We start from the raw sequence: 25,691 nt of genomic DNA, 5'->3' as shown, positions 1-25,691 counted from the left end.
TCAACCCGTCTCAGACCGATCGCGTCAGGCCGCCGTCGACGCGGATGTTCTGACCGGCGATATAGGCCGCGCCGTCGGAGGCGAGGAACGCGACCGTCGCCGCGATCTCCTCGACCTTGCCGTAGCGCTTCATCGGCACGCTGTCGCGGCGCGCCTCCGTCTGCGGCAGGCTGTCGACCCAGCCCGGCAGCACATTGTTCATGCGGACATTGTCGGCGGCATAGCTGTCGGTGAAGATTTTGGTGAAGGCGGCAAGGCCGGCGCGGAACACCGCCGAGGTCGGAAACATCGCGCTCGGCTCGAACGCCCAGGCGGTCGAGATGTTGATGATGGCACCCGACCTCTGCGCCTTCATCACCGGCGTCACCAGCCGGGTCGGACGGACGACGTTGAGGAGATACGTATCGAGACCGGTGTGCCACTGCTCGTCGGTGATCTCGGTGATCTCCGCGCGCGGTCCGTGGCCGGCGCTGTTGACGAGCACATCGATCCGCCCCCATTTCGCGAGCGCACCGTCGACCAGGCGCTTCAGATCGTCATTCGACTTGTTCGAACCGGTGACACCGAAGCCGCCGAGCTCGGCCGCCAGCGCCTCGCCCTTGCCGGACGACGACAGGATCGCGACGCGAAAACCGTCCGCCGCAAGCCGCCGCGCAGCCCCTGCCCCCATGCCGCTGCCGCCGGCGGTAACGAGTGCGACCTTCTCTGCTGCCATGATCCGTCTTTCCTGTGATAGCGTCGGGGCAAGCCGGCGGCCAAGCCCGTCAGCGGGCCTTCTACAGCCAGACTTGCCGGCAGGTCCATCCGTCATGAGCGATCTGCAGATCCGCAATTTGCGCCCCGAGGAGATCTCCATCGCCGTCGACTGGGCCGCGGCCGAGGGCTGGAATCCCGGCCTTCGCGACGCCGCCTGCTTTGCGATCCCCGACGCGCAGGGTTTTTTCGTCGGCGAAATCGACGGCGAGCCGGTCGCGACAATTTCCTGCGTCAATTATGATGACCGCTTCGCCTTCCTCGGCTTCTACATCGTGCGCGCCGGCTTTCGCGGTGCGGGTCACGGCCTGCGCATCTGGAACGCTGCGATCGCGCATGCCGGCCGCCGCGTGATCGGCCTCGATGGCGTCGTGGCCCAGCAGGACAATTACAAGAAGTCCGGCTTCCGGCTTGCCTACGCCAACATCCGCTATGGCGGCGTTGTTGCGGCGCCGTCTCGTCCGCCGGCCGATATCGTCGCGCTCGACAAAATCCCGTTCGCGATGCTGGAAGCCGACGACGCCACCGTCTTTCCCGCTCCGCGCAGCGCCTTCCTGCGCGCCTGGATCAACGCGCCCGGTCACATCGGACGCGCACTGATGCGCGACGGCAAGCTTGCCGCTTGGGGCGTGGTCCGCCCCTGCAGGGCCGGCTACAAGATCGGCCCGCTGGTAGCCGGCCACCGTGCCGCTGCGGAGGCCATCGTGCAGGCGTTGCTTGCCAGCGTCGGACATTGCGAGATTGTGCTCGACATCCCCGCCCCGAACCGTGATGCTATTGCGCTTGCGGAATTCCTGGCCCTGAAGCCGATATTCGAAACGGCGCGAATGTACACTGGACCGGCCCCGTCACTGCGGCTCGACCGCGTGTTCGGCGTAACCAGCTTTGAACTCGGCTAGCACTGACCCGAATTTTTGTAATCTGTTTCACGTTCCCGCTGCGGCGCAGCGTGTATTGATGTTGGATCCGCCGATTTTGCCGGACGGCCCCACCATCATTTTTCTGACGATCGATATTTCATTCAACTGAGGATTTCATGACCGAAGCGAGACGCAAGGCCCACCCTTCTCAGCACACCGCCAACGACCTGCCCCGCCTCGCGCTTCCGACCGCATTGCTGCTGGCCGTCGTGGCGGCCTTTGGCCTGCACACGGCGTTCGTTTCGGGACCCGCGATGCGCGCAGCGGCCGAGGCGGAGCTCGTACACATCATTGCGGCTGAGGATCGGGACGTCTGCGGCCAGTTTGGGCTCCGGCCGGGTACGACCGCGTTCGAAGCCTGCAGCCGCGAGCTCGCGACCGTCAGGCAGAACCAGTCCAACCGCGACCACGCCGCCGCGGCCGGAATTCTCTAAGCACGACAGGACCCGGACGCGCCGCTCAGTAGCAGCGCATGATGTTAACGGTGTGCTCGCCGCCACCGCGGCCGGGCACCGTCACGGACTCCGTCGGGCAGCTCGGCACATAGGGCCGGTCGGACGGCACGACGTTCGGCGGGAAGCGGTGCGCCCAGTCCCAGGGAACGTCATAGCTATAGGTGTAGCGCACGTCGTTGGTAACAGGCTGCCCGGCACCGGCGAACGGCTCGCTGTAGGTCGCGCCGTCGTAGAAGAACCCGCCGCCTCCGGGCCAATAGACCCATGGATTGTTGCGGCCGCGGAAGCGCGCTCCCGGGGCGATCGACGGACGCGCTGCGGCCGGCGGGGCGGCGGCAGCTACCACGCCATGCGGGGCGGCGCCGCCTGGTCTTGCAAAACTGTCGCCGGAAGCAAGGAGCAGCGCGGCTGCGCTGAGCGAGGCGAGCAACGCCCCGGATGATCTGGACATCATGATACGCACCAACTGGTTTGGCTTCGCGATTGCGGCTCCCCACCGCACGCTAGGCCGGCCCGTCGCCCGCCCGCAAACGTATAATTAATTGTTGGTTAAAGCACGGGATTAACACGGGCGGCGGACGATAGCCGCTGTCCCGAAATCGGTCAGCGCGGCAATATCCGGACCGCGACGCCATGCATGCGCGCCCCGATCATCGGGCCGAGATAGGCTCGGGCCGGGGAAGCTCACATAAGGAGCATGCCTGTCTTGCCTCGCGAAGAGCTGATCCCGTGTTGATCGCAAGTTGATCGTGCGATCCGGAACGTCACCACATTGCGGTCGTTGGCTCCCATACAAGAAAAGGAGCAACTCGCATGCAACGCCACATCAAACTCGCATCCCTGATCGCCGCAACGTTCATCGCGGGCACAGCCGCCGCATCGGCGCAAACCTACGATCGGTACGGCAACCCCGTGGGCTGGGACCGCAGCGGCCCCCGCTACGTGCCCGCGCAACCGCGTGCGATGTACTATCCCGGCACGGCCGGTCCCTATAACGCGTACAACGGAACTAACCATCCGACGCCGAGCTCGACGCAAGGCGACGTCGGCCCTGACGGCAACAACAACGGCACGCTCACCGGCGCGTATCGGACCTGGTAGTGAGCGCCATCGCAAGACCCGTCGCTCATCAAGCGACGGGTCTTTTCTTTCGCGGCGTATGAGCTGCCGGCTGGAGAATCGCTGCTGCCGCCCACCCTCCGTCGTTGCGAGCGCAGCGAAGCAATCCAGAGTCTTTCCGCTGAGGGATTCTGGATTGCTTCGTGCGCTCGCAATAGCCTCCCCGTAGCCCGTAGCCCGGATGGAGCGCAGCGCAATCCGGGACGTTTACATCCGCGGATGCGATCCCGGATTACGCTGCGCTCCATCCAGGCTACGAGACCTTGTGCTGCCCGTCAGGCAAAACACGCCAAGGCTCGGTCAATCCACGCTCACAAAAATATTCCACTTTACCGAAATTCGGAAACGGCGTATGTGTCGCCTCACTCCGGCCCAAGGAAGAGGGGCGTATCGCGATCGTCACGAACGCGGGCCGGGCGGCGGTGGACGTGGGTCACATCGGCGCGACGGGCTTTGCAGGGCGGGCAACCGTGAGCGAGGCCGTCGCGCAAACGACCGGTGCGGCTCGCGTACGGCAAAATCGTGTGGTCCTGACGCCCGGGGTCTGAGCGTCAAGCCTTGCGGTGATGTGTGTGGCCCGACCGGGCCGGCATGTCAGTCATCCGCAAGGCGACGGGGGCAATAGTGCATCGCTCCCCGGGGAGATCACGACATAAGCCGTTCCAACCATCGCGCAGGGAAGGCCGGGATGCTCCGGTTGCCCTGTTACCCGCTGTGCCGAGTAGCGCAATCTGCTTCTTGCATAGCGGTCAATGGGAGCCAGCCGGCTCCCGGCCTTCCCTGCGCCCTCTTTCAGTTGAGGGTGAGCCGGCGAAGCAAAGCTCGGGCGAAACGCGCCGCGAGGATGCGAAGGCGTGTCTGTTGCTCAACGACGATCTCGTGCACCGGACTCAGCTCAGCCATGACGAGTCCGTGACTTCGAAGTCTCCTCTCATCGATCTTTGCAGGGTCATTCACCCTTGTAACAAAACTGTCATACAGCAAAACTAAACGAAGACGGCGGCCGCGTCGGCCGCTCAAGCCGCCTCACCGTTAGGAGAGATCGATGCGCCGCTCATTGGTGTTGCTGTCCGCCGGACTGACAGTGCTGTCCACCGGACTTGCCTCCGCCCAGAACAACAACACCCCCCGCAACCTGATCCTGTTCATCCCCGACGGGCTGCGTTCGCTGAAGGTCACTCCCGAGAGCGCACCGGCGATGGCCGAGGTCCGCGACAAGGGCATCAATTTCAAGAACTCGCACTCGCTGTTCCCGACCTTCACCATGGCCAACGGCTCGGCGATGTCGACCGGCCATTATCTCGGCGACACCGGCGTGTTCTCCAACACGATCTGGACCAACTACACCTCGGTGCCCGCCGGCGACACCGTCGTCCCCTTCATCGAGAACGATGCCGTGCTCGGCGACATCGACGAGCATTTCAAGGGCGACTATCTCAACGAAGAGACCGTTTTGAAGATGGCCCGCGACAAGGGCCTCAGCACGGCGGCGATCGGCAAGGTCGGCCCGACCTACCAGTGGGACCACACCGACAAGCCCGAGAAGCCGGGCCAGCATTCGATCGTCATCGACGACTCGACCGGTGGCAAGGCCGGCGTGGCGCTGTCGGACGAGATGAAGGATGCACTGACCAAGGCGGGCCTCGCGCTGGCCGCCCCCGGCCGCGGCGACAACGGCAAGGCCGGCGACGCCAAGACGCCCGGCACCACCACCGCCAACGTCACCCAGCAGGCTTATTTCGCCGACGTCGCCACCAAGGTGGTGTTGCCGATGTTCAAGGCGCGCAACAAGCCGTTCGTGCTGGTGTTCTGGTCGCGCGACCCGGACGGCACCCAGCATAACCAGGGCGACAGCCTCAACCAGATCATGCCGGGCATCAACGGCCCGAGCACGATGGCGAGCATCAAGAACGTCGACAACAACCTCGCCCAGATCCGCAAGGCACTCGACGATCTCGGCCTCGCCGCCAACACCAATATCATGATCCAGGCCGACCACGGCTTCTCCACCATCTCCAAGGAGAGCAAGACCAGCCCCTCGGCCAAGGTCAGCTATGACGACACGCCGAAGGATTTCCTGCCGATGGGCTTCCTGGCGCTCGATCTTGCCAAGGCGCTCGACCTGCCGCTGTTCGACCCCAACGACAAGAACGCCGCCATCACCGGCAACGCCCATCCGAAGGCCGGCAACGGCGTGCTCGGCAAGGATCCGACCAAGCCCGACCTCGTCATCGCCACCAATGGCGGCTCGGACCTGATCTATCTACCGAACAAGGACAAGAAGCTGGCGGCCAAGACCGTCAAGGCGCTGCTCGAGCAGGACTACATCTCGGGCCTGTTCGTCGACGACACCCTCGGCCGCTTCCCCGGCACGCTGCCGCTGTCGAGCATCAATCTGCGCGGCAAGGCTGCAACCCCGACGCCGGCGATCGTCGTCAACTTCCGCTCCTATGCCAGCGAGTGCGGCGAGGCGCCGACCAACTGTTCGGTGCAGGTGGCCGATACCGTGCTGCGTCAGGGCCAGGGCATGCATGGCAGCTTCAGCCGCGGCGACACCTATAACTTCATGGCGGCGATCGGTCCGGACTTCAAAGCCGGCTTCGTCGACGAGCTGCCGGTCAGCAATGCCGATGTCGGCATGACCGCGGCCCAGCTGATGGGCCTGCGCGGCTCGGAGAATGGCGGCCTGGTCGGCCGCGTGATGTCGGAAGCACTGCCCAACGGCATCGTGCCGAAGGCCTACAAGGCGGTCGAGAAGTCGAAGATGTCCGAGAACGGTCTCCAGACCGTGCTCAACGTCCAGCGCGTCGGCAGCCAGCGCTATTTCGACGCCGCCGGTTTCGTCGGCCGTACGCTGGGCCTGGAGCCTGACGCCGGCAACAAAAAAACGGCGGGGAAATAACCCCGCCGCTGCTTTCGCGCCCCGCAAGGGGCGCGAAAATCTCAAGTCTCGAAATTACATGCCAATGTCGAACACGTTCGGCAGCTGGCCCGCCAGAGGCAGCGCGGTGGCGCCCAGGAAGGTCGCCACCATCGCCATCAGGCGACGGTTGTTCTGGCGCTTGCCGCGCATCTGGCCGGCAATCCACTCCAGCATCTCGCTGTTGACCTTGGAGGCATAGGACGGCGCCCAGCTCTCGATGTCGGTGTCCTGGGCGAGCGCAACGCTGCGCGCCGGAACCTTCAGACCCGAGGCGCTCGCAGCGTAGTGGGCGACAGCCTTGGCCAGCAAGTCGTCGAACCGGCCACCATCGGTGCGCTCGGTTGCGGCCTCGTTGATCTCGAACAGCGCCTCAGCCTCGGAGCGGCTGACCGGCTGGTCGTTGACGGCGACTGCCGTCAGGATGCGGGCGCACCAGGCGGTGTCATCGGCATCGATGGAGCGGGAAAAGTGCACGCGGCCCTTGGTGGTCGGGCCTTCGCCCGTGATCACACCGTCACGCACGATGGAGAGGGCATGAGCCGCGGTATCGCGGCAGGACGGTTCGAGGGACGACAACTCAACAGACTTCGGCAGTGCGGCGGACATAGTTCACTTCCAGATTTCTTCTGATCGACCAGCATTTCCATGCGGGCGTAAAGGGGTGGTTAATGATTCGGTACGGGGATCGCGACTTTTCTCGATGGTTGCCAATTGGTCGCTATCAGGACCATTCCGGTTCCATCAAACGTCGGGCGAGCGTGATGCGGGTCATAAAAGGCTTTATCGGGGCAATCCATCCCGTTGAGTTCCGGTGGAGATATTTCGCCGCAGGCGCCCCTGTAACAGAAAGGTGCCAGGAAATCGGCCCTTCAGGGAAGGAATTCACATTTTACTTGAACCAGTTCACTTGGGATCGGCGACACCCTATACTGGGTCGCGACGGCCGAACCAAATTCAGAAGTAAATTCAATGCGATGAGGTAGAACCATGACACTTCCGATCGGCACCACCGCGCCCGACTTCGAAGCCGAGACCACCGAAGGGAAGATCAAGTTCCACGACTGGATCGGCAACAGCTGGGCGCTGCTGTTTTCCCACCCCAAGGACTTCACGCCGGTTTGTACGACCGAGCTCGGCACCCTGGCCCGGCTGAAGCCGGAATTCGACAGGCGCGGCGTCAAGCTGATGGGCCTCTCGGTCGATCCGGTCGACCGTCATGCCAAATGGTCGGAGGACATCAAGGAGACCCAAGGTGCGGCCCCGAACTACCCGATGATCGGCGACACCGATTTCAACGTCTCGAAGCTGTACGGCATGCTGCCGGCCTCGACCTCGGGCGATCCCCTCACCCGGACGCCGGCCGATAACCAGACCGTCCGCAACGTCTTCGTCATCGGGCCCGACAAGAAGATCAAGCTGGTGCTGGTCTATCCGATGACCACAGGCCGGAATTTTCAGGAGATCCTGCGCGTCATCGACTCACTTCAAATGACCGCGAAGCACCGCGTCGCGACGCCGGCCGACTGGAAGCAGGGCGAGGACGTCATCATCGCGGGCTCGGTCTCCAACGACGAGGCCAAGACGATCTATCCGCAGGGCTGGAAAGAGCCGAAGCCCTATATCCGGATCGTGCCGCAGCCGAAGTGACGGCTTACGCGGTCAGCCGGTTCGCCACCAACAGACCCGCGGTCGACGAGACCGCGGTCACCACCGCGCCCCAGCCGACATCGACCAACGCCACCGGCCAGCTCCAGTGCTTGAGCAGCGCCAGCGCGGTCAGGTCGAACGTCGCGTAACAGAACAGCCCGAACAGCGCGCCGAAAGCGAGCGTCGACTCCCAGGTCGCAGCCGAACCACCGCTGACGAAGGTCAGCACGCCGACGACATAGAGCAGATAGAATACGATCGCCGGCACCGGCTTCGGCTCGCCCAGCATGTCGCCGACTTGCGCGGTGAAAAAGCCCTTGGCGATCAGCCCGAGGAACAGGAAGTCCAGCCCCATCAGCACGATCAGGGTTGCGACATACAGGACGGCAATGCGGTTCACTGGCGGCCTCCCTGCCCGCGATGGCGCAGGCAGTCCCATGATGCCGTCAGTTACGTCACGGCGGGCCGATGGTTTCAGCCGGCCAATTCGAGATCAAGCCGCTCGGACGCGGTCGAGGAAGCTGTCGACCTCGGCCTTCAGATGCAGGCTCTCGCCCGACAGCGCCTGGGCCGAGGCAAACATCCGGCTCGAGGTCTCACCGGTCTCGCTCGCACCCTTGGCCGCATGACGGACATTGACGGCAACGTCGGCTGTGCCGGAGGCCGCGGCCCGGACGCTGGCCGCGATGTTCTGGGTCGCGCTCCGCTGCTGCTCGACCGCAGCCGAAATCGAGCTTGCAATGCCGCTGATACGCTCGATGGTCTGGCCGATCGCCTTGATGGCGGTGACCGACTCCTGGGTCGCAAGCTGCATGCTGGCGATCTGGTTCGAAATCTCCTCGGTCGCCTTGGCGGTCTGACCGGCCAGCGTCTTGACCTCCTGCGCCACCACGGCAAAGCCCCGGCCCGCATCGCCGGCGCGCGCGGCCTCGATGGTGGCGTTCAGGGCAAGGAGGTTGGTCTGCTCGGCAATCGAGGTGATCAGCTTGACGACGTCGCCGATGCGGGAGCCCGCCTCGGAGAGCTGCGCCATGCGCTGGTCGGTCGCCTCGGCCTGTTGCACCGCCTCGGCCGAGATCGCGTTGGAATCCTGCACCCGGCGGGTGATCTCCGAAATCGACTGGGACAGCTCGTCGGAGGCTGACGCCGCCGACCGCACGTGGTCTGAGGCGCTCTCGGAGGCGCCGGCCGACTGCGCCGACAGATCGGCGGTGGACCGCGCCGTGTCGGTCAATTGCCGCGCCACGCGCTCGAACTCGCCGGAGGACTCCAGCACCTTGTCCAGGATGCCGCCGACACTGCCGCGGAACTCCTCGACGAAGTTGCGCAGCTCGGACTTGCGCTGCTCGGCGGCAGCGGCCGTTGCGGCCGCCTGCTCGCTGCGCATGCGCGCCCGCTCCAGCGAATTGCTCTTGAATACTGCAACGGTGCGGGCGATCTCGCCGATCTCGTCGGCGCGGTCCTCGCATTCGATCGCGACGTCGCTCTGGCCGTTGGCGAGCGCCGTCAGCGAGCGCGTGACCGAGGTCAGCGGCCTGGTAACGCGGCGCACGATCAGCAAGGTGAGAACCAGGACGAGCAGTGCGGCAACGCCGGCTGCGATGGCCATGCTCTCGATCGCCTGGGCCAGCATGCTCTCATATTGCGCCATGGGGATGCCAACATAGAGAATGCCGGCGACCTTGCCGCTCGCATCCGCGATCGGGAAATAAGCCGTCATGAAGGACTTGCCGAACAGCGTGGCTGGCCCCTTATAAGCGTCGCCACGGCGCAAGCCGGCCTGTGCCGGATGGTCAGCGGCAAGCTGGGTGCTGACGGCACGGTCGCCATTTTCCTTCTTCACATTGGTCGAGCGGCGGACGAACTGCCCGCTTGCCTCATCGAACACGAACAGAGTCGCATTGCCCCCGACATAGGACACAGCGCGATCGACGATGGTGTGATCCTTGAATTCGGGCATCTTGGGAATCTCGGCGCGCGTCACCGAGCCATCCTTCATCGTGATCCTGACGTCGGGGACGATCTCGGCAAAGGCGAGCGCCAGCGTGCGCAGATTGACCTCGATGTCGCGCAGCGCGCGCTCATTGACGGCAGTGGTCAGCGACCAATAGCCGGCACCGACCACGAGCGCCGTGTTCACGGCAATCAGCAGCACGGCGCACAGAACCGCCTTGGTGCCCAGCTTGAATTGCGGCAAGAACTTCCCGGTCAAAAGCCTGGACATGAATGGAACCACCCCCGTAATTCCTGCATATTCGTGCAATCGGCTTACGACCCCATTAACGATGGTTCACACTGCCGCCCGCGACATGCTTTCCAAATCGTAAACGAGGACACCCCTGACTACGCCAAGCCCGCCGCCTGTGATCGTCTGGTTCCGCGACGATCTCCGCCTGTCCGACCACCCCGCCCTCCACGCCGCCGCGACAACCGGTGCGTCGCTCATTTGCCTCTATGTCCTCGACGAGACGGCTGGACGGACGCCGGGCGGCGCGGTGCGCTGGTGGCTGGCGCATTCCCTGCGCGCGCTCGGTGCCAGCCTTGGCAAGATCGGAGGATCACTGATCCTGCGGAAGGGACCTGCGGCCAAGGTCATCCCGGACCTGGCGCGCGAGAGCGGCGCCCGTGCGGTCTATTGGAATGCGGTCGCTCAGGCCCCGCATCAGGCGGTCGAGAAACAGCTCGAAGCAGCGCTGGCAAAGCTCGGCATGGACCCGCAAAGTTTTCCCGGCGACTTGCTCGTCCCACCCGCGGCGATCCGCAATAAGGAAGGCCGCGGCTTGCGCGTGTTCACACCGTTCTGGCGGCGGGTGCTGGCGCTGGGCGATCCGCCAAAACCGCTGCCCGCCCCGAAGGAGCTGCGCCCCGGCCCGAAGATTGAGAGCGACGCGCTCGACGGCTGGACGCTGGAGCCGAGCAAGCCCGACTGGGCGGGCGGCCTGCGCGAGAGCTGGACGCCGGGTGAGGCCTCCGCCCGCGCGCGCCTGCGCGACTTCCTCAAGCACAATGCGCCTGGTTATGCCGGCGACCGCGACCGGCCGGACCGGGAGGGAACCTCAGGTCTGTCACCGCATTTGCGCTTCGGCGAGCTCAGCCCGCGCCAGGTCTGGCACGCCGCGCGGTTCTCCGCAGCGGAGGAGCCCGCGCTCGGAGCCGGCATCGACAAATTCCTGAGCGAGCTCGGCTGGCGCGAATTCTGCCGCCACCTGCTCCACGACCACCCCAACCTCGCGACCGAGAATCTGCAAACCAACTTCGACGACTTCCCCTGGAAGACCGACAAGAAAGCGCTCGCCGCCTGGCAGCGCAGCCGCACCGGCTACCCGATCGTCGATGCCGGCCTGCGCGAGCTCTGGCACACCGGCGTGATGCACAACCGGGTCCGGATGGTGGTCGCCTCCTTCCTGGTCAAGCACCTGCTGATCGACTGGCGCGACGGCGAGGCCTGGTTCTGGGACACGCTGGTCGACGCAGATGCCGGCAGCAATCCCGCCAACTGGCAGTGGGTCGCCGGCTGCGGCGCCGACGCCGCGCCCTATTTCCGCGTGTTCAATCCGGTGCTCCAGGGCGAGAAGTTCGACCCTGATGGCGCCTATGTCCGGCGCTGGGTACCGGAGCTGAAGGACCTGCCGGCGAAGCTGATCCACCAGCCATGGCAGGCAACGCCGATCGAGCTCGCCAGCGCCGGCGTGACGCTCGGCAAGACCTATCCGCGGCCGATCGTCGGTCACGCCAAAGGGCGCGAGCGCGCGCTCGCCGCCTACGCAAAGATCCGCAAAGGTTGAGCGCTGCTTTGACACAATTATGAAACCCGCTATCGTCATCGCTCCATTCAAACCGTGGGGGACGATATGGACGATGTAACAGTAGTTGAGCCGACGATCGAACCGATGCCTGCCGCTGAGCCGCCAAAGATGGCTCCCAAGCCTGCGGCAAAGAAGGCCAAGAAGGCGGCAAAGAAAGTGGCCAAGAAAGTAGCGCCGAAGAAAGCAAAGAAGGCTTCGAAGAAGAAAGCCAAAAAGGCCGCGAAGAAGGCAGCCAAGAAGGCCGTGAAGAAGGCCCCCAAGAAATCCGCCAAGAAGAAGAAAAAGGCCAAGAAGGCCAAGCGCTGATCACAGCCTGAGAGCAGGTCTCCGGGTGCGGGCGCGCCCGGAGACCTCCACCATGGTCCTACCCGCGCCGCTTGGACGCGCGCCGGCCCGGGTGATGGACACCTTGCGGATCGCGAAACTCGCTGCGATGGCCGCGCCGGTCCTCCTTGGCGAATCGCCGCCGCTTTTCGGGCGACCCGAACGCCCTGATCACCTTCCTCCCGTTGACCTTCTTGATGACGTAGCCGCCCTCAGTCATCGAGAACGGCGCCTTCAGCGTTCCCTTATGGTCGAATTTGGTGCCGCGGGGATGCTTGAACGGCTCGAACCAGGACGGGTAGACGAAGTTCGACATTTCGAGGCCGCTGACGCGGAAGGAGTCCTCCTCCACGGCGTCGCAGACCTCGTAGGCATATTGGGTGTTCCGGTTCTGGTCGGCCCAGAGGTTGGCCATGGGATCGAGCACCATCTCGAACAGCTCGTGCGAGGCCGCCAGGCTGATCGGCTCGCCGCCCAGCGCCTTGACGAAGATCTTCGAGATCGGCTGGCCGCGATGGGTCAGCTCATGACGCCCGAGCATGTTCTTGTGCGAGGCGTCGTCGAAATAGACGAGCTGCCAGTCGGTCGGCTTCGGCTTGCGCGCGATGTAGAGATCGACCGGATAGCCCCAGACCGGCAGGAAGTGCTCGTCGTAGCATTTCTGCAGTGCCGCGGTGAGCTGGCGCATCTCCTTATCGTCGATCGTCTCCTCGGCATAGTTGATGCAGGCAATCCGGACCGGCTTCATCGATCTGCCGAGCAGTGCACGTCTCGCCTTCTTCATGGAAATCACCGTGCTGGAAGTGAAACTGAAATGCGGCCAGCCTAGCATGGCGGCGCCACGCACGTCAGGGATGTATTCCGGCGATGCGGCGCCTAGACGCGCCGGTTGACCACGAACACGGCGGCCGCGCACATCGCCATGCCACCGATCGCCAGCGCATCGAGCTTCTCGGCGAACAGCAGATAGGCCATCAGCGACGTGACGGCTGGCACCAGATAGAACAGGCTCGCCACCGAGGTCGCTGCCGCATGGCGGATCAGCCAGTACAACAGGCCGATCGAGCCGATCGAGAGCGCGACCGCAAGCCAGCCGAGCGCGAGCACGAACTCCCGCGTCCAGTGCACAACGCGGTCCTCGAACAGGAAGGCGCCGGCCGCGAAGAAGATCGTGACCGCGACAAACTGCACGAGATTGCCGGCGCGCCAATCGATGTGGTTGCAGTAGCGACGTTGATAGAGCGTGCCGAGCGTGATGCTGACCAGTGAGGCCACCGAGGCGAGCCAGCCGAGCCCGGCTTCGCCGGTCATCGGGCGATTATGCAGGATCAGGACAACGCCACCGAGCCCGAGCACGAGTCCGCCCCACTGGACCGGCGTCACCTTCTCGCCGAGCCAGCGATTGGCGATGGTCGAGGTCAGGATCGGCTGAAGACCGGGAATGAGCGCCGAGAGCCCGGCTGGAATCGAATGGGCGATCGCGATCGCGGTGCCGCCGAGATAAAAGCCGTGAACGAGGATACCGGCGACCGCGCTGTGCGCGATGCCGGTGCGATCGGGCCATTTCGGCCGCGCGATCGCCGCGATGATCGCCATCAGTCCGACCACGATCGCCATGCGGATGGCGAGGTAGGTCAAGGGATCGGCATTGTTGATAACATACTTCGTGCCGATGAAGCCGGTGCTCCAGAGCAAGACGAACAGGGCCGGCGCTGCGCGTGCGGCCAGATTTTCTTGATTATGATTCATTGCCGCCCTCATTGCCCGAGCGGGGACCATGCGGCAATGCGAATTTCCGGCTGTCAGATGTTGCGCTGCACGTCGGACGGAGTGCGCGACGGCTCAGATCAGCCGCTCACCATTCGTCTGGACAGGGGTCGATGATCTTCCAGAGCTCGACACCGTTCTTGATCTTCTTCATGTCGGTGGTGAGCCCGCCATTGCGGCGGATCCAGTCCTTCACCGTGTCGGGATAGTAGGACATCAGGTCGGACGTCCCCTCGGCGCTCGTGACCTTGATGCCGAAGGTGAAGGCTTTATCGTAATAGGCCTGGTGGAAGCCGAGGCTCGCCTTCGGCGTCACGCAGATCTTGTTCATCGGCACGATGCCGAGCACCAGCGTGCAGGCCGAATTGCAGATGCCGTCGATGATGACCCGCTCGCCCTTGTCGCGGACGCGCTTGTACTTGGCCTTGTATTCGTCGACATAGCCGCCGTGGTCGCGGGTGATATGCAGCTCGGCCCGCGCCGGCGTGGCGGCAGCGAGGAGAAGCAACAGCAGGCTGAGGAGCGTGATGCGCATGGCGACGTGACGACGAAACCCTTGCAGGAACGAACCGGCCCGAAGAGCACCCCAGAGGGCCGGCAAGTGGAATCTTGAACCGAATTCTCTTTGGCCACACTTGTGTGGGGAATTCGTTAAGCATCCCGAAAAGGCCAAAAATGGGCAGGCTGCCGGCTTCAACTCCGGCAATTCGGTCACACCTGCCCGGGAATCTGGGGGGATAGCCCCGAATTCGGCTCGCCGGATGGCTGTCCGGCCCGCCCAAAAAGGCTATAAGGAACTGACCTCTAAGCGCTGGTTCCGGAGAATCGAGATGAGCAAGTTGAAGCTTATTGCCGCGGTTGCTGCCCTGTCGGCCGCAATCCTAGCCCCCAACCTGGCGGAGGCGCACCGGTATCACCACCGCTACTACGCCAACCCGCTGCCCTATCCGATCAGCTATCTACACAATTACGGCCCCGGGATCACGCCAGGCACCTTTGCCTATTATGACGGCCCGTCGACCAACCATTGCTACCAGAGTGCGGCCGGCTATGTCGGCCAGGACCGCCGTCGGCACCCCTGCTACTGAGGAGCCCTGGCGGGCCCTTCGACGAGATCCTGACCGACCTCGCTTTGGCGCGCATCGCGCGCGTCTCACGCGACGCGCCAGTCGGTCGTCCGACTGCTCTTCGAATTACTCGAAACACCGCTCGTGCCGCCGCGCGACCACGGCAATTGTCCATGGACGCGAACCTTTGCTGATTTCCCCGAGTTGGGTCAGGGCCGCGGCGGACGAGCTGAAGATTTGTTCATCAGCATTACATTTCGGTTCTGCCACAATTTGATCAGAACGACTTCGATATCGTGTCCGGCGTAAGCAGAGGAAAGACATCATGAAGCTGAAGATTGGCCTCGTCGCCGCGTCCCTGTTCAGTGCCCTCGCGGCATCGCCGGCGGCGTCCGCCATGCCTATTGCGCCTGCACCTGCGGCGCCACAGGTCTCCAACGTCGAGCAGGTCGTCATGGTCTGCAATGCCTGGGGACGCTGCCGGTGGCGGCCGAACTACGCATACGGCTACGGCTATGGTCCGGGTTACTATGGTCCACCGCGCTATTATGCCCCGCGCCCGCGCTACTATGGCTACTACGGCTATCGCCGCTGGTGAGATTTGAAGGGGCCCTCGGGCCCCTTGGCTTTTGCGGGACGGACGCCTCGCAGCTCGCCCGGAGCCATTCCCAAACTGATCTAGATCAAAGATGAAATCCGACGTGCCGTCATTCTGCACCGATGGCCGATTTGATTGTTTTCCGATGCCCGCAGACGGGCATGAACGTGCAAACGCATCTCGAGAAGCAGCAGGGACAGGAGGGACGAAGCTTCGAGTGCTTCCCCTGCCCGGCCTGCACACGGCTCCACTTCATTGATCTCGCGACCGGTCAACCGATGAGCCGCGAACGTTGATGGCGACATCGACCCGACGCGCCTCGTGGCATGATGTCCGCAATACTACGGCCCGGAATCCGGTTTACTGAATCGCCGTGTTTCGCCATTGATGGCGACGTACCGACATTCATTTCATCGTCACATTTCAAGAACCGGCCAGACGAATGTTCTTCGACGCTCTCGCCCCCTCCTCCGCGCTCCAGCTGGTCACCTTTACCGATGTCGATTCGTTTCGGCCGGCAGAGTCGCTTGAAGATGCCCGCAGCATTCCCCTCGACGTCACCAACTTCGCGGCGGCGCGAGCGGTCGTGAACCTGCCGGCGTGCCGGATCATCGTGGCGAGATCGTTTGCGCGCATTCTCGATACCGCCTATCGCGCACCGGGCGGCATGGTGATCCTGCCGATGACCGACGATCTGCGGGCGACGTCAAGCGGGATGGATCTCGACTCGCGCTTTTTCGTCGCCCTGCGCGGCCATCATGATTGCCACTTCGTCGAGCCCCAGACCAATCATCACGTGTTGATCATGTTCTCGCCCACTCTCAGGGATCGCGGCTGGTTCGATCGCGCCGACGCCTTGTGGGTTCGCATCGCGGATCCCGCTGCCCATCTCCATGCGCGACAGCTTGTGCTCGACATCCTGAGAACGGCGTCAGTCGAACCGCACATGTTCGAAACCAGGGAGGTCGCCGCCCATCTCCAGGAGGGCCTGCTGCTCGCCCTCGACGATCTGTTTCGCATTGACCCGCTGTCGGAGAGCAGCGCGCCGATTGCAGGCGCACGATCCGCGAGGCTCGTGCAGCAGATCGACGATTACGTCGCGGCCTATCCGACCGCGCCGATCTATACGGCCAATCTCGCCGACGAATTCGGCGTCTCGATCCGCACGCTCGGCGGTGCAGTGACGAAAGTACGCGGCATGAGCCTGCATCAGTACATCCGACTGAAGCGGCTTTGGGCCACCCGCGCCCGGCTCCTCAAAGGCGGCGGCGCGACAGTCGCGACGTGCGCCCGCGCCCAGGGATTTCATCATCTGGGCGAGTTTGCCGCATCGTACCGCGCGACCTTCCACGAGACCCCCTCGGACACGCTGGCACGGGGTCGGCATAGCGGCCTTCCGGCAGCCTGACGCCGGATGCTTGGCCCGGCTTGCAGGCCGCGGCGCTTGCAAGGGTGCCCCCTGCCTGGCGAATGGCGCGCTCGGAAGGATTCGAACCTCCGACCCTCGGAATCGAAATCCGATGCTCTATCCAGCTGAGCTACGAGCGCCCTGACCCGGGGTATTGGGCCACAACCGAGCTGCGCCGCGCCATTGCTGGCGGCGCTCGGATGCGTTCGAATTAGCAGAGAGGTCAGATAATAAAAAGCCCTCCCCACCTCCAATCGAAGCGGGGCAGAGGCGCTCCTACCAGGTGGTGTTGAACAGACCGAAATGCGGCTGCTGGGCTACCAGCATCATCGGCTGCCCGCGCTGCGGCGCCGGGTGGGCCCTGGCGACCTTGCGCTTGGGCTGAGCCGGCGCCTGAACTTGGGGAACCTGGGTCTGGGGAAGCTGGGCCTGGACTTGCGGCTTGGTGTCGGTTTTCCTGGCCGATGCTGCATCGAGCTTTACTGCAGCCGGCGTGAATTGAGCGAACGTCTCGCGCACCCGCGCCTTGGCCGACATCTCGGCCAGGGCATCAGCCTGCGTCGGCTGGGGCACTGCGGCGGCCGCCGCTTTCACCACAACCGGCGCGGCGATCGTCGGCTGGCTGGTGTCGAGCACCACACGATCAGGTAGATGGCGGTCGGACCGGATTCGGATCAGCGGCTGGTCATAGCCAGCAGTCGCCACCGCTTTGACGACGGGCGACGTCGGCCAAACAAAATCCGCTGCGAACAACAGTGCGAGCAGCGCTCCACCGACAAACACGAAATAGCGAAAGATGGGCATTAGCCGCGCTCCGCCCCCCGCATCCCCGCGTGGGCTCTTCGCCTTAACAGGCGATCCTTTAATTGGTTCCTGCACCCGCCCTTCGGTTCAAATAGCGACGGCAAGTTTTTTGACCAAGGGTATCGACGGTAACTTTTCCGCTAGCGGAATGCGCCGGCCTTTAGGCACGCCGCGCCGTCACCAGCGAGCATTTCGCCTGATCGGCGTTGATGTTGACGAATCCGACCGGAACACGTGCGAAGGTCTTGCGGCTCTTCATGCCGACGGTGTCGGCGAGCACGCGGCCGCGGTCGGTCAGATGGCTGCCGTCGCGCCGCGCGAAAGCACAGACGATCTCGACATCCTTTACGGCATAGTCATTGTCATTTCGCACGGTAAAGGTCACCAGCGCCTTCGAGCCGAGCCCACCGCGCCGCCAAGTCTGCGACGAGATTTTCAGCCGGTCGAGCCCGGCCGGCTCCGCTGCCAGCATCGCGATGGGAGAGGCTCCGGCGGCCGGATCGGCGACCGCCACCGCAGGGGTCGCAGGCTCGGTCTGCACGACATTACCTTCGGACGGCGGCATCAGCACCCAAACGGCGCCACCCACGACCACCGCAGCCAACAGCCCCAGCAGCCCACGCTTGAACCAAACACCCACCGCAGGCCCGGACCGCGGCGGGCCATCGCCGGCCCCGACGAGGTGTCCCAATTCGATCCGGCCAAGCCCTGTGTTCATGAGTGCGTCACCGAATGCCGGCCCGAGCGCCTCCGGCATGCATCGCCTGATTGGTCCGCGCCGGCGCGGCCACGTTACGACCGCTCGTCCGCTCGCGTCTTTCTCAATTCCCCAGAGGAACTTTGGTTCCCGCGGGCACGCGAATCGCGCCAAAGAGGCCCGGTGGCGATCGTCAGCCTGGATCGCCAACATGCGCTGCAATGGCGCGAAGACCCGTTGGAGGAAATGAAATGCCTATCGTCACTTGGGATCACGTCCATCTACGCAGCCCCGATCCGGAAGCCACGGCGTCCTGGCTGCGGGATATCCTCGGCGGCGAGATCGTGCGTGCACCGGGGCGGATCGACGTGAGTCTGGGCGGCGCAAAAATCTTCATCGCGCCGCTGGAAGGCGAGAGCGCCGTCAGCCCGCCGCCACCGCACCCGCATCAGGGCCTCGACCATTTCGGGCTCACGGTGAAGGACATCGACGCGGTCGCCGCCGAGATCAAGGCCAAGGGCGTGACGTTCACGCGCGAGCCGACCACGATTCGGCCAGGCGTCCGCATCTGCTTCATCCGCGGTCCCGAAGGCATCTCCATCGAGCTGCTCGAGCGCGACAAGAAATATACCTGATCCGGCACGGGCCTCATCGGACGCCAACGAGAGCGGGCGAGCCGTCGCCCGCTAAGTCATACTACCGGGCATGAAGCAGCGGATGGTGACGCCCATGTAGCCGTAGATCGGCCAGACCATGGTACGTCCAACCCGGTTCGGCTCCGAGATCACGGCCTCCTCCGGCACGTCGACCCAGACGAGCTCTTGCTGCTGGCCTTCGAGCACGTAGCCAAGGCGCGGGACGCGGACACGGTAGTGCCCGTCCTTGCTCTCCCAGTCGGAGTCCGAGATTGCCGAGCCGTCGGCATCGGAGCAGCAGGGCCCCTTGCCACTTCGCAAGCCGTCGAACCAGGCCTTCAGCTCGGCGCTGGTGTTGACGAACTGGCCGCGGTCGCGGGCGTGCCCGATGGGGGCCGCGAGCGCGATCAGGGCCATGGCGCAAGCGAGACTTGCTGCGCTTCGCCACCGCATCTTGCGGCCGATCCGCGGTTGTTCGCTTTTGCAATTTGTGGGACGCGCACTGTACAGACGCGGCTCTTGGCCGCCGGAATCGATCCAGTTGGTCACGTTGCTCTTGCTCCAGCACCCCGCGGCTAGTGCAACAATGGTTATGCATTTCGCGGGCCAACTTGATTCGCAACGATTGGCCTCGCCTGATGATGAGACCGTCATATCGGCGTCACAGGCAAGTCGGGACAATTACGGTTCGCAAGCTCCGGGCAAGCTCATCGGCCGGCAAACTGCCGCGTTGCACGAAGGATTGTGCTTTGGCATAAAAGCTTCACCGGTTACGCCGTTGGGCGATGGCGGCCGGCCGACGGGACGTGATGAAGAACGGCCTCTATTCGATCCACGTGACGCTGCTCGATGGTCGAGTCGGCAAGGGCAGCGGCGTGATTCTTTTCCGCGACGGCAAGATTCTTGGCGGCGATGCCTATCTCTATTACACCGGCAGCTACACGGTGAAGGACAACACCTTCAAGGGTGAAGTGCTGGTGCAACGGCACACCTCGCCGCGTGGTGACGACAATCCCCTGTTCGGCGGCCCGACCGCAGTCGGCATCGGCGTCAGCGGCACCTTCACGGATACGCGTGCGGATATGACGGGCACCGCGCTTGTCGGCAAGGCCAGCCAGATTTTTGGTGCCACGTTGCACAGGCTCGCCGACATCGACTAGCCCTCCGCAGCCTGATCACTCCGCCGCCTGCTCGAGCGGCGCAGTGCGCGGAAGAACCATCTGGATGCGCGTGCCGCCGCCCGGCTCTGAATCGAGATCGAGCCGTCCGCCGAGCCGGTTGGTAACAATGCTGTAGACGATGTGCAGCCCGAGGCCGGTGCCGCCCTGGTCACGCCGCGTCGTGAAAAACGGATCGAAGGCGCGGCGGCGCACGTCGAGCGACATGCCGCAGCCATTGTCAGAGACGATGATCTCGACATTGTCCTTGCCGGATTCACGCACCTGGATGTCGATGATGCCCGGTCGCCCATCCGGGAAAGCGTGCGCCACCGAGTTCAGGAACAGATTGGTCAGCACCTGGCCGTACGGGCCGGGGTAACTGTTCATGATGAGATTGGGCTGGCACTCGACGTTGAGCGTCAGGTTCTGCTTGCGCAGGCCCGGTCGCAGGCTCATCACCACCTGCTCGGTGAGGTCGGCGAGATCGAAGGTGCGCTGGTCCGAATAGTTGCGGTCGGCCGCGACCTGCTTGAACGACTGGATCAGCTCGGCCGCGCGGTTGAGATTGGAGACAAGTTGCGAGGAGGCGTCGCGGCTGGTGTTGAGATAGTCGTTGAGCGTCGAGCGGCGAAGCTCGCCACGCTCGACCTCGGCGCTGAACATCGCGGTCTTACGCTCGAGCGCAGAGGCAACCGTGAGGCTGATGCCCACGGGATTGTTGACCTCGTGCGCGACGCCGGCGACCAGACGCCCGAGCGCCGCAAGCTTCTCGGCCTCGATCAGCGAGGCCTGGGTCTCGCGCAGGTTGCGCAGCGCGGTCTCGGCGGCGTCCTTGGCCTTGCGCATCTCCTGCTCGCCACGCTTGCGCTCGCCGATGTCGAGCGCCACGGTGACGATCCGCTCGATCTCGCCCTCGGCATCGAGCAGCGGCAGCTTGTTGACGAGCCATTGCCGCATATTGCCTGAGGAGTCCTTGTACTCCTCCTCGTAGAAGCCGAGACCCTTGCGGAAACTGAGCACGCGCTTGTCGTTCTCGTCGGTCTTGGCCGCACCGTAACGCGACATCAAGTCGGCGGTGGTGCGCCCGAGCGCGTCGCCGGGCTCGATGCCGAAGATGCCAGCCATGTAGCGGTTCATCAGCACGTAGCGCAGATCGCGGTCCTTGACGTTGATGACGGCGGGCACGGTGTCGATGACCTGCTGGAGCAGGCGCCGGCCTTCGGCGATGGCGTCTTCAGCCCGCTTCTGGTCGGTGATGTCGCGCAGCGTGCCCTCGTAGCGGACGATCCTGCCCTGCTCGTCCCGTACCCCGGTCGCGCTGTCGGAGAGCCAAAGGATGTTGCCGCTGCGCTGACGCACCTGGTATTCGAACTCGCGCACCATGCCGTCGCGATGCATCAGCCGCTGATATTCCTCGCGCGCCTCGGGATGGACGTAGACGGTGTGAGCGATGTCGTTGACGCTGTCGATCAGGTGCTGCGGGCTGTCGTAGCCCATCATCCGCGCCAGCGCCGGATTGGCATTGAGGAGATCGCCGGCCGGCGTCGTCACGTAGATGCCGTCGACCGAGCCCTCGAACAGCTTGCGATAGCTCTCTTCGGCCAGACGCTGCTCGGTGAGCGCGCGCACCGCCGCCTCGCGCGCCGTGTCGGCCTCCTCCAGCGCGCGGCGGAACACTTCGGCCGCGCGCGCGATGTCGCCGATCTCGTTGTCGAGGTCCGCTGACGGGATCGAGGTGTCCTTCTCGCCGGCTGCAAGCGCACGAATCGACCGCGCGATCTGGGCGAGCGGGCGCACCGTCCGCCGCACCACAAAGGCGGCCGCGACGATGCCGATCAGCACACCGACAGAACCGAGCAGGATGCTCTGCCACCGCGCCTCCGTCAGCGTGCGGGCGAAGTCGCGCGACAGCACGTGGCCGCGCCGCGCGCTGACCTCACGCAGCAATTCGGTGACGCGCCCGATCAGCCTGCCCTCGGTGCCCAGCACCTCACGGTCGATATCAGCAATCTGGCGCTCGCGGACGGCGACCGCGATGATGGCATCGGCATAATTGTTGACGGCTGACCTCAACGCGCCATCGGCGATGTCCATCGTCCGCATGCTCTGCGCGGCCTGTTCGGCGGCAGACGGATTGCGCGCGAGCAGCCCGAGCGCGATCCGGCTCTGTGCTTCCGACAGGCGGGCGGCAAGCTCGCGGTCCGCCGTACCCGCAACCGCCGCGTCGAACTGGTCCCGCAGCGGCGGCAGCCCGGCGAGCAGTTGCGCGCGGCGGTCGATCAGGGTCGAGATCCGCTCCAGGCCGCTGCGATAGGTCGCAAGCCGCTCGGTGACGCCGTCGATCATGTCCTGCTGCTCGGGCGCGAGCTCGATGCGGGTCTTCTTCAGGATGTCGCTGAGCGTCGAGGCCGCCTCGCCCACCTGCTTGAACTGGATGCCGGCGCCGGGATCGGTGACGAAATCGCGCGCGGCGAGCCGCAGCTCGTTCATGCGGCGGTCGATATCCTCGGCGAGGTCGCCGACGCTCTGGAGCCGCTGCAACTCGGCGAAGGTCGTGTCGATGTGCCGGATCGCGATCACGCTCGCGGTCGAGGTGACGATGATCACCGCCAGCACCAGCAGGAAGCTGCCGAACGTCAGTTGGCCGATGGAGAGCGAAAAGGTTCGCTTTTTCTCAGGTGTCGGCGTCAATTCGGCGGACATTGGCGTGTTTTACGGACCGGGCTACTGGAAGCCCAATATACGACGGCTTGCGGTCCCGGGGGAACATGCCTCCGGCTGCCGAATATCCTTAATATTAAGGCCAGCCGGCCCTTTGGCGTCGGCTTTATGACGTTTTGGCGCCGGCCTGCCGCCGGGCCGGGATCGTCATGGCCGCGACGCCGAAAACGACGCAGGCAAGGCCAATCCAGGCGGTCTGGCTCAGGGTCTCGCCGAGGAAGGCGACGCTGATGGCGACCCCGATCGGCACACGGAGATAGGCCTGCGCGGTGGTGCCAACCGAGCCGAGCGTCTGGATCAGGCGGAAGTAGATCGCAAACGCAGCGGCGGTCGAGAACACCGCGAGCGCGAGCAGCGCCAGCACGGAACTCAAAGACGGCGACAGCGTCCAGGGCTGCTCTACGGCCAGCGAGGCCGGGATCAGAACGGCCGCGCCCGCCAGCAGCGAGCCGGCGGCCGGCGCCATCGGGTCGAGGCCCTTAAAGCTGCGGCCGAAGATCGCGGCGCAGGCGTAGCAGATGGTGGCAGCAACGATGGCGGCTTCCGCGACGAGGCCGCGGCCGACGTCATGAAACGCATCGACGCCGACGATCAGCAGGATGCCGGCCATGCCGGCGACCACGCCGAACAGTTTTCTCGGGGTCGTCGCCTCGTGGCGGGTGACCACAGCGGTCAGCAGGAAGGTGAAGATCGGGGCGGCCGAGTTGAGGATGGTGGCAAGCGCGGCATCGACATGGCGTTCGCCCCAGGCGATCAGGGTCCAGGGGATGACGCTGTTGAGCACGGCCTGGAAGGCGAAGCGCTGCCAGGTCGCGGCGTCCGTCGGCATCTTGATGCCGCGCGCCCACATCACGACGAGCAGCAGCAGGCCCGCAACCGTCGTGCGGGCGGCGATCAGTGTGATCGGCGGAATGGTGGCGACGCCGAGCTTGATGAAGGTGTAGGAGCCGCCCCAGAGCGTTGCGAGCACGACCAGCAGGGCCAGCTCGACGGCGATGTTGGTGTCCTGCCGGTTGTCCATGGGGGCGCGTCCATCTCGTTCTCGATGGACTGAACCTAGCGCGTCCGCGGCCGTCGATACTTCGTTTCGTATCGAAGTATACTAGCCGACCGCGCCGACCTCGAAGACCTCGCCGTCGTAGCCGGCCTCGCGGGGAATGCGAAGCTGGCGGCCGCCTTCGGTCTTGGTCATGACCGGCATCACTGTGACGATCGACATGCCCTTGGCATGGTCGAGCGCGGCTTTCACGGCCGGCTGCTTCGCAAGCCGGATCAGATTGCGCGTGGTGGGGAATGGCAGCTTGAAGCGTCCGCTCTCACCACCCTCCACCGCCTCGCGCGGCGAGACCCAGATCGAGTCGGTCGACTCGCGACCATCATGCGCGCCGAGCTGGTCGGGCGGCGCGGCGGCCAGGAAAAACCAGGTATCGAACCGCTTTGGCATGCCCTCCGGCGTGATCCAGTGCGCGTAGGGCACGAGCGTATCGAGCGCGAGCTGGAGGTTGTTGTCGGCCAAAATGCTGAGGAAGCTGATCTTGTGCTCGTTGAGCGCAACGCGATGCTTGTCCGCGATCTCGCCGGCGCGCTTGGCATCGATCGGCGTGTTTGTCCCTTTCGATCGCGCCAGCAAAATGCCGCTCTCCTCAAAAGTCTCGCGGATCGCGGCAATCCGAAACCCGCGATCCGCTTCGCTGAGGCCCTCGCCGCCCGAATACAGGTCGGCACGGGCGACGATCTCGTTGTCGCCGGCATCGACGCTGCCACCCGGAAACACCAACGCGCCCGAGTTGAACTCGATCTGATGATGGCGAACCATCATGAAGACCTCGATCTCATCGCGGCTATTGCCGTCGACCTTTGCGGCGCCATCGCGCAGCAGAAGGATCGTCGATGCAGGGCGTGATGCGGCGTTCTCGGGCATGCAACTAACCTGCGGCGCTGGATTGCGGGCCAAGATTGGCGCGCTTGTCGAAACGGGCGACGCGCGACAGCAGGTACTCGACCTCGGCCTTCGCCGCCGCCGTGATCGTCGCGCCGGGCTTGCGCTGGGCGCTGGAGGCGATGATGCCGCGCTTCTGGAGCACGTATTTGCGTACGGCGAGCCCGGCGCCCGGCTGCTGCTCATAGCGGATCAGCGGCAGATGCGCGTCGAACAGATCATGCGCGGCATCGCGCTTGCCGCCCTTGGAGAGGTTCACGACGTCGATCAAGAGCTCGGGGAAGGCATAGCCGGTCATGGCGCCGTCGGCGCCGCGCTCCATCTCGAAGTCGAGGAACGTACCGCCATTGCCGCAGAGAATCGATAGCGGCCGCAACGAGCCATCCTTCTGGAAGCCGCGCAGGGTCGTGATCTTCTCCAGGCCCGGCCAGTCTTCGTGCTTGAGCATCACGCAGTTCGGATTGTCCATGACGATCTTGCGGATCACGGCCGGCGTGAACACCACCTGCAAGGTCAGCGGATAGTCCTGGAGCACCCAGGGCACGTCGGGGCCAATCGCCTCGGCCGCCTGCTTGAAGTAGCCGACGATCTGGTCGTCGGTGCGCAGCGACGGCGGCGGCGCGATCATCACGCCGGCCGCGCCGGCGTCCATCGAGGCCCTCGCCAGCGAGCGCATGGTGGCAAAGCCTGGCGCCGAGACGCCGACGATCACCTGCATTGTCTTGGCACGCTTGACGAAGCGCACCGCCACCTGCTCGGCCTCGGCCGCATCGAGCTTCGGCGCCTCGCCGAGGATGCCCAGCACCGTGACGCCGTCGCAGCCGACTTCCTCGTAGAAATCGGTCAGGCGGTCGATCGAGCGCTCATCGATCCGGCCGTCGTCGTGGAACGGCGTCGGCGCGATTGCGAAGGTGCCCTTGGCGTCGGCGGTCAGTTTCATCGTCTTCC

General features: G+C 64.6%; 27 protein-coding genes and 1 tRNA gene. 12 read left to right on the top strand and 16 right to left on the bottom strand.

The genetic code is table 11. The features are described 5' to 3' along the window. Positions 1 to 10: 10 nt before the first annotated feature. On the bottom strand, positions 11 to 715 hold the full coding sequence (locus IC761_RS14985; protein WP_195803972.1) for an SDR family oxidoreductase: 705 nt from the start codon (positions 713 to 715) through the stop codon (positions 11 to 13). A 94-nt stretch (positions 716 to 809) separates the two neighbouring features. On the opposite strand from IC761_RS14985, the gene IC761_RS14980 reads away from it, so the two are divergent. Continuing rightward, positions 810 to 1,652: a GNAT family N-acetyltransferase gene (locus IC761_RS14980; protein WP_195803971.1), complete on the top strand. Its 843-nt coding sequence runs from the start codon at positions 810 to 812 to the stop codon at positions 1,650 to 1,652. 137 nt (positions 1,653 to 1,789) lie between these two features. Beyond that, the gene (locus tag IC761_RS14975; protein WP_195803970.1) at positions 1,790 to 2,107 is read left to right on the top strand and encodes a hypothetical protein; all 318 of its coding nucleotides are present in this window, start codon (positions 1,790 to 1,792) and stop codon (positions 2,105 to 2,107) included. 25 nt (positions 2,108 to 2,132) lie between these two features. On the opposite strand, the gene IC761_RS14970 is transcribed toward IC761_RS14975, so the two are convergent. Beyond that, positions 2,133 to 2,582, bottom strand: a complete 450-nt coding sequence (locus IC761_RS14970) for a hypothetical protein (protein ID WP_195803969.1) — start codon at positions 2,580 to 2,582, stop codon at positions 2,133 to 2,135. 359 nt (positions 2,583 to 2,941) lie between these two features. On the opposite strand from IC761_RS14970, the gene IC761_RS14965 reads away from it, so the two are divergent. Continuing rightward, complete coding sequence (locus IC761_RS14965; protein WP_195803968.1) at positions 2,942 to 3,229, top strand: hypothetical protein; 288 nt, start codon at positions 2,942 to 2,944, stop codon at positions 3,227 to 3,229. 1,063 nt (positions 3,230 to 4,292) lie between these two features. After that, positions 4,293 to 6,149 carry an alkaline phosphatase family protein gene (locus tag IC761_RS14960; protein WP_195803967.1) on the top strand — a complete coding sequence of 619 codons (1,857 nt, stop codon included), beginning with the start codon at positions 4,293 to 4,295 and terminating at the stop codon, positions 6,147 to 6,149. Between the two features lie 54 nt (positions 6,150 to 6,203). Here the strand turns inward: IC761_RS14960 and IC761_RS14955 are convergent, their stop codons facing one another. Continuing rightward, on the bottom strand, positions 6,204 to 6,776 hold the full coding sequence (locus IC761_RS14955) for a hypothetical protein (RefSeq protein ID WP_195803966.1): 573 nt from the start codon (positions 6,774 to 6,776) through the stop codon (positions 6,204 to 6,206). 381 nt (positions 6,777 to 7,157) lie between these two features. Here IC761_RS14955 and IC761_RS14950 point away from each other — a divergent pair, with 381 nt between their 5' ends. Further along, a complete protein-coding gene (locus tag IC761_RS14950) occupies positions 7,158 to 7,817 on the top strand; it encodes a peroxiredoxin (protein WP_195803965.1) in 660 nt (219 codons plus the stop codon). Positions 7,818 to 7,821: 4 nt separating this feature from the next. On the opposite strand, the gene IC761_RS14945 is transcribed toward IC761_RS14950, so the two are convergent. Together IC761_RS14945 and IC761_RS14940 are read right to left on the bottom strand one after the other, a co-directional pair. Further along, a complete protein-coding gene (locus IC761_RS14945; protein WP_195803964.1) occupies positions 7,822 to 8,217 on the bottom strand; it encodes a DUF2177 family protein in 396 nt (131 codons plus the stop codon). A gap of 93 nt (positions 8,218 to 8,310) precedes the next feature. Then, positions 8,311 to 10,041 (bottom strand): methyl-accepting chemotaxis protein, encoded by a 1,731-nt coding sequence (locus IC761_RS14940; protein ID WP_195803963.1) that lies wholly within the window; start codon positions 10,039 to 10,041, stop codon positions 8,311 to 8,313. Between the two features lie 169 nt (positions 10,042 to 10,210). Here IC761_RS14940 and IC761_RS14935 point away from each other — a divergent pair, with 169 nt between their 5' ends. After that, on the top strand, positions 10,211 to 11,602 hold the full coding sequence (locus IC761_RS14935) for a cryptochrome/photolyase family protein (RefSeq protein WP_246791564.1): 1,392 nt from the start codon (positions 10,211 to 10,213) through the stop codon (positions 11,600 to 11,602). A gap of 66 nt (positions 11,603 to 11,668) precedes the next feature. Next, a complete protein-coding gene (locus IC761_RS14930) occupies positions 11,669 to 11,929 on the top strand; it encodes a hypothetical protein (protein WP_195803962.1) in 261 nt (86 codons plus the stop codon). Between the two features lie 58 nt (positions 11,930 to 11,987). Here IC761_RS14930 and IC761_RS14925 read toward each other — a convergent pair whose 3' ends face one another. The 3 genes from IC761_RS14925 to IC761_RS14915 form a co-directional block, all read right to left on the bottom strand. Further along, on the bottom strand, positions 11,988 to 12,731 hold the full coding sequence (locus tag IC761_RS14925; RefSeq protein WP_195803961.1) for a hypothetical protein: 744 nt from the start codon (positions 12,729 to 12,731) through the stop codon (positions 11,988 to 11,990). Positions 12,732 to 12,823: 92 nt separating this feature from the next. Beyond that, positions 12,824 to 13,696: a DMT family transporter gene (locus tag IC761_RS14920; protein WP_195803960.1), complete on the bottom strand. Its 873-nt coding sequence runs from the start codon at positions 13,694 to 13,696 to the stop codon at positions 12,824 to 12,826. Between the two features lie 106 nt (positions 13,697 to 13,802). Beyond that, positions 13,803 to 14,249: a hypothetical protein gene (locus IC761_RS14915; protein WP_195803959.1), complete on the bottom strand. Its 447-nt coding sequence runs from the start codon at positions 14,247 to 14,249 to the stop codon at positions 13,803 to 13,805. A gap of 295 nt (positions 14,250 to 14,544) precedes the next feature. On the opposite strand from IC761_RS14915, the gene IC761_RS14910 reads away from it, so the two are divergent. The 3 genes from IC761_RS14910 (at position 14,545) to IC761_RS14900 (ending at position 16,787) form a co-directional block, all read left to right on the top strand. Next, positions 14,545 to 14,802: a hypothetical protein gene (locus IC761_RS14910; RefSeq protein ID WP_195803958.1), complete on the top strand. Its 258-nt coding sequence runs from the start codon at positions 14,545 to 14,547 to the stop codon at positions 14,800 to 14,802. Between the two features lie 304 nt (positions 14,803 to 15,106). After that, complete coding sequence (locus tag IC761_RS14905) at positions 15,107 to 15,379, top strand: hypothetical protein (protein WP_195803957.1); 273 nt, start codon at positions 15,107 to 15,109, stop codon at positions 15,377 to 15,379. A gap of 442 nt (positions 15,380 to 15,821) precedes the next feature. Then, positions 15,822 to 16,787 (top strand): AraC family transcriptional regulator, encoded by a 966-nt coding sequence (locus tag IC761_RS14900; RefSeq protein WP_195803956.1) that lies wholly within the window; start codon positions 15,822 to 15,824, stop codon positions 16,785 to 16,787. A gap of 63 nt (positions 16,788 to 16,850) precedes the next feature. Here IC761_RS14900 and IC761_RS14895 read toward each other — a convergent pair. The 3 genes from IC761_RS14895 to IC761_RS14885 all read right to left on the bottom strand — a co-directional run bounded on the left by IC761_RS14895 (position 16,851) and on the right by IC761_RS14885 (position 18,309). Continuing rightward, positions 16,851 to 16,927, bottom strand: a tRNA-Arg gene (locus tag IC761_RS14895). 136 nt (positions 16,928 to 17,063) lie between these two features. Beyond that, a complete protein-coding gene (locus IC761_RS14890; protein ID WP_195803955.1) occupies positions 17,064 to 17,591 on the bottom strand; it encodes a hypothetical protein in 528 nt (175 codons plus the stop codon). 160 nt (positions 17,592 to 17,751) lie between these two features. Next, positions 17,752 to 18,309, bottom strand: coding sequence for a hypothetical protein (locus IC761_RS14885; protein ID WP_195803954.1), 558 nt, complete (start codon positions 18,307 to 18,309; stop codon positions 17,752 to 17,754). 230 nt (positions 18,310 to 18,539) lie between these two features. Between IC761_RS14885 and IC761_RS14880 the strand changes: the two genes are divergently transcribed. Then, positions 18,540 to 18,923: a VOC family protein gene (locus IC761_RS14880; RefSeq protein ID WP_195803953.1), complete on the top strand. Its 384-nt coding sequence runs from the start codon at positions 18,540 to 18,542 to the stop codon at positions 18,921 to 18,923. A gap of 51 nt (positions 18,924 to 18,974) precedes the next feature. On the opposite strand, the gene IC761_RS14875 is transcribed toward IC761_RS14880, so the two are convergent. Beyond that, positions 18,975 to 19,472 (bottom strand): hypothetical protein, encoded by a 498-nt coding sequence (locus IC761_RS14875; protein WP_195803952.1) that lies wholly within the window; start codon positions 19,470 to 19,472, stop codon positions 18,975 to 18,977. 260 nt (positions 19,473 to 19,732) lie between these two features. On the opposite strand from IC761_RS14875, the gene IC761_RS14870 reads away from it, so the two are divergent. Next, complete coding sequence (locus tag IC761_RS14870) at positions 19,733 to 20,083, top strand: GrlR family regulatory protein (protein ID WP_195803951.1); 351 nt, start codon at positions 19,733 to 19,735, stop codon at positions 20,081 to 20,083. 15 nt (positions 20,084 to 20,098) lie between these two features. Here the strand turns inward: IC761_RS14870 and IC761_RS14865 are convergent, their stop codons facing one another. The 4 genes from IC761_RS14865 to IC761_RS14850 all read right to left on the bottom strand — a co-directional run bounded on the left by IC761_RS14865 (position 20,099) and on the right by IC761_RS14850 (position 25,683). Next, a complete protein-coding gene (locus IC761_RS14865; RefSeq protein ID WP_195803950.1) occupies positions 20,099 to 22,786 on the bottom strand; it encodes a PAS domain S-box protein in 2,688 nt (895 codons plus the stop codon). A gap of 124 nt (positions 22,787 to 22,910) precedes the next feature. Next, positions 22,911 to 23,825 (bottom strand): DMT family transporter, encoded by a 915-nt coding sequence (locus IC761_RS14860; protein WP_195803949.1) that lies wholly within the window; start codon positions 23,823 to 23,825, stop codon positions 22,911 to 22,913. Between the two features lie 81 nt (positions 23,826 to 23,906). Continuing rightward, positions 23,907 to 24,725, bottom strand: coding sequence for an NUDIX hydrolase (locus tag IC761_RS14855; RefSeq protein WP_195803948.1), 819 nt, complete (start codon positions 24,723 to 24,725; stop codon positions 23,907 to 23,909). A gap of 4 nt (positions 24,726 to 24,729) precedes the next feature. After that, the gene (locus tag IC761_RS14850) at positions 24,730 to 25,683 is read right to left on the bottom strand and encodes a dihydrodipicolinate synthase family protein (protein WP_195803947.1); all 954 of its coding nucleotides are present in this window, start codon (positions 25,681 to 25,683) and stop codon (positions 24,730 to 24,732) included. Positions 25,684 to 25,691 lie beyond the last annotated feature (8 nt).

The organism is Bradyrhizobium commune, from assembly GCF_015624505.1.
Classification (GTDB): domain Bacteria; phylum Pseudomonadota; class Alphaproteobacteria; order Rhizobiales; family Xanthobacteraceae; genus Bradyrhizobium; species Bradyrhizobium commune.
The sequence above is the reverse complement of the archived record's forward strand: the minus strand, read 5'-3'. Positions and strand labels throughout refer to the sequence as shown.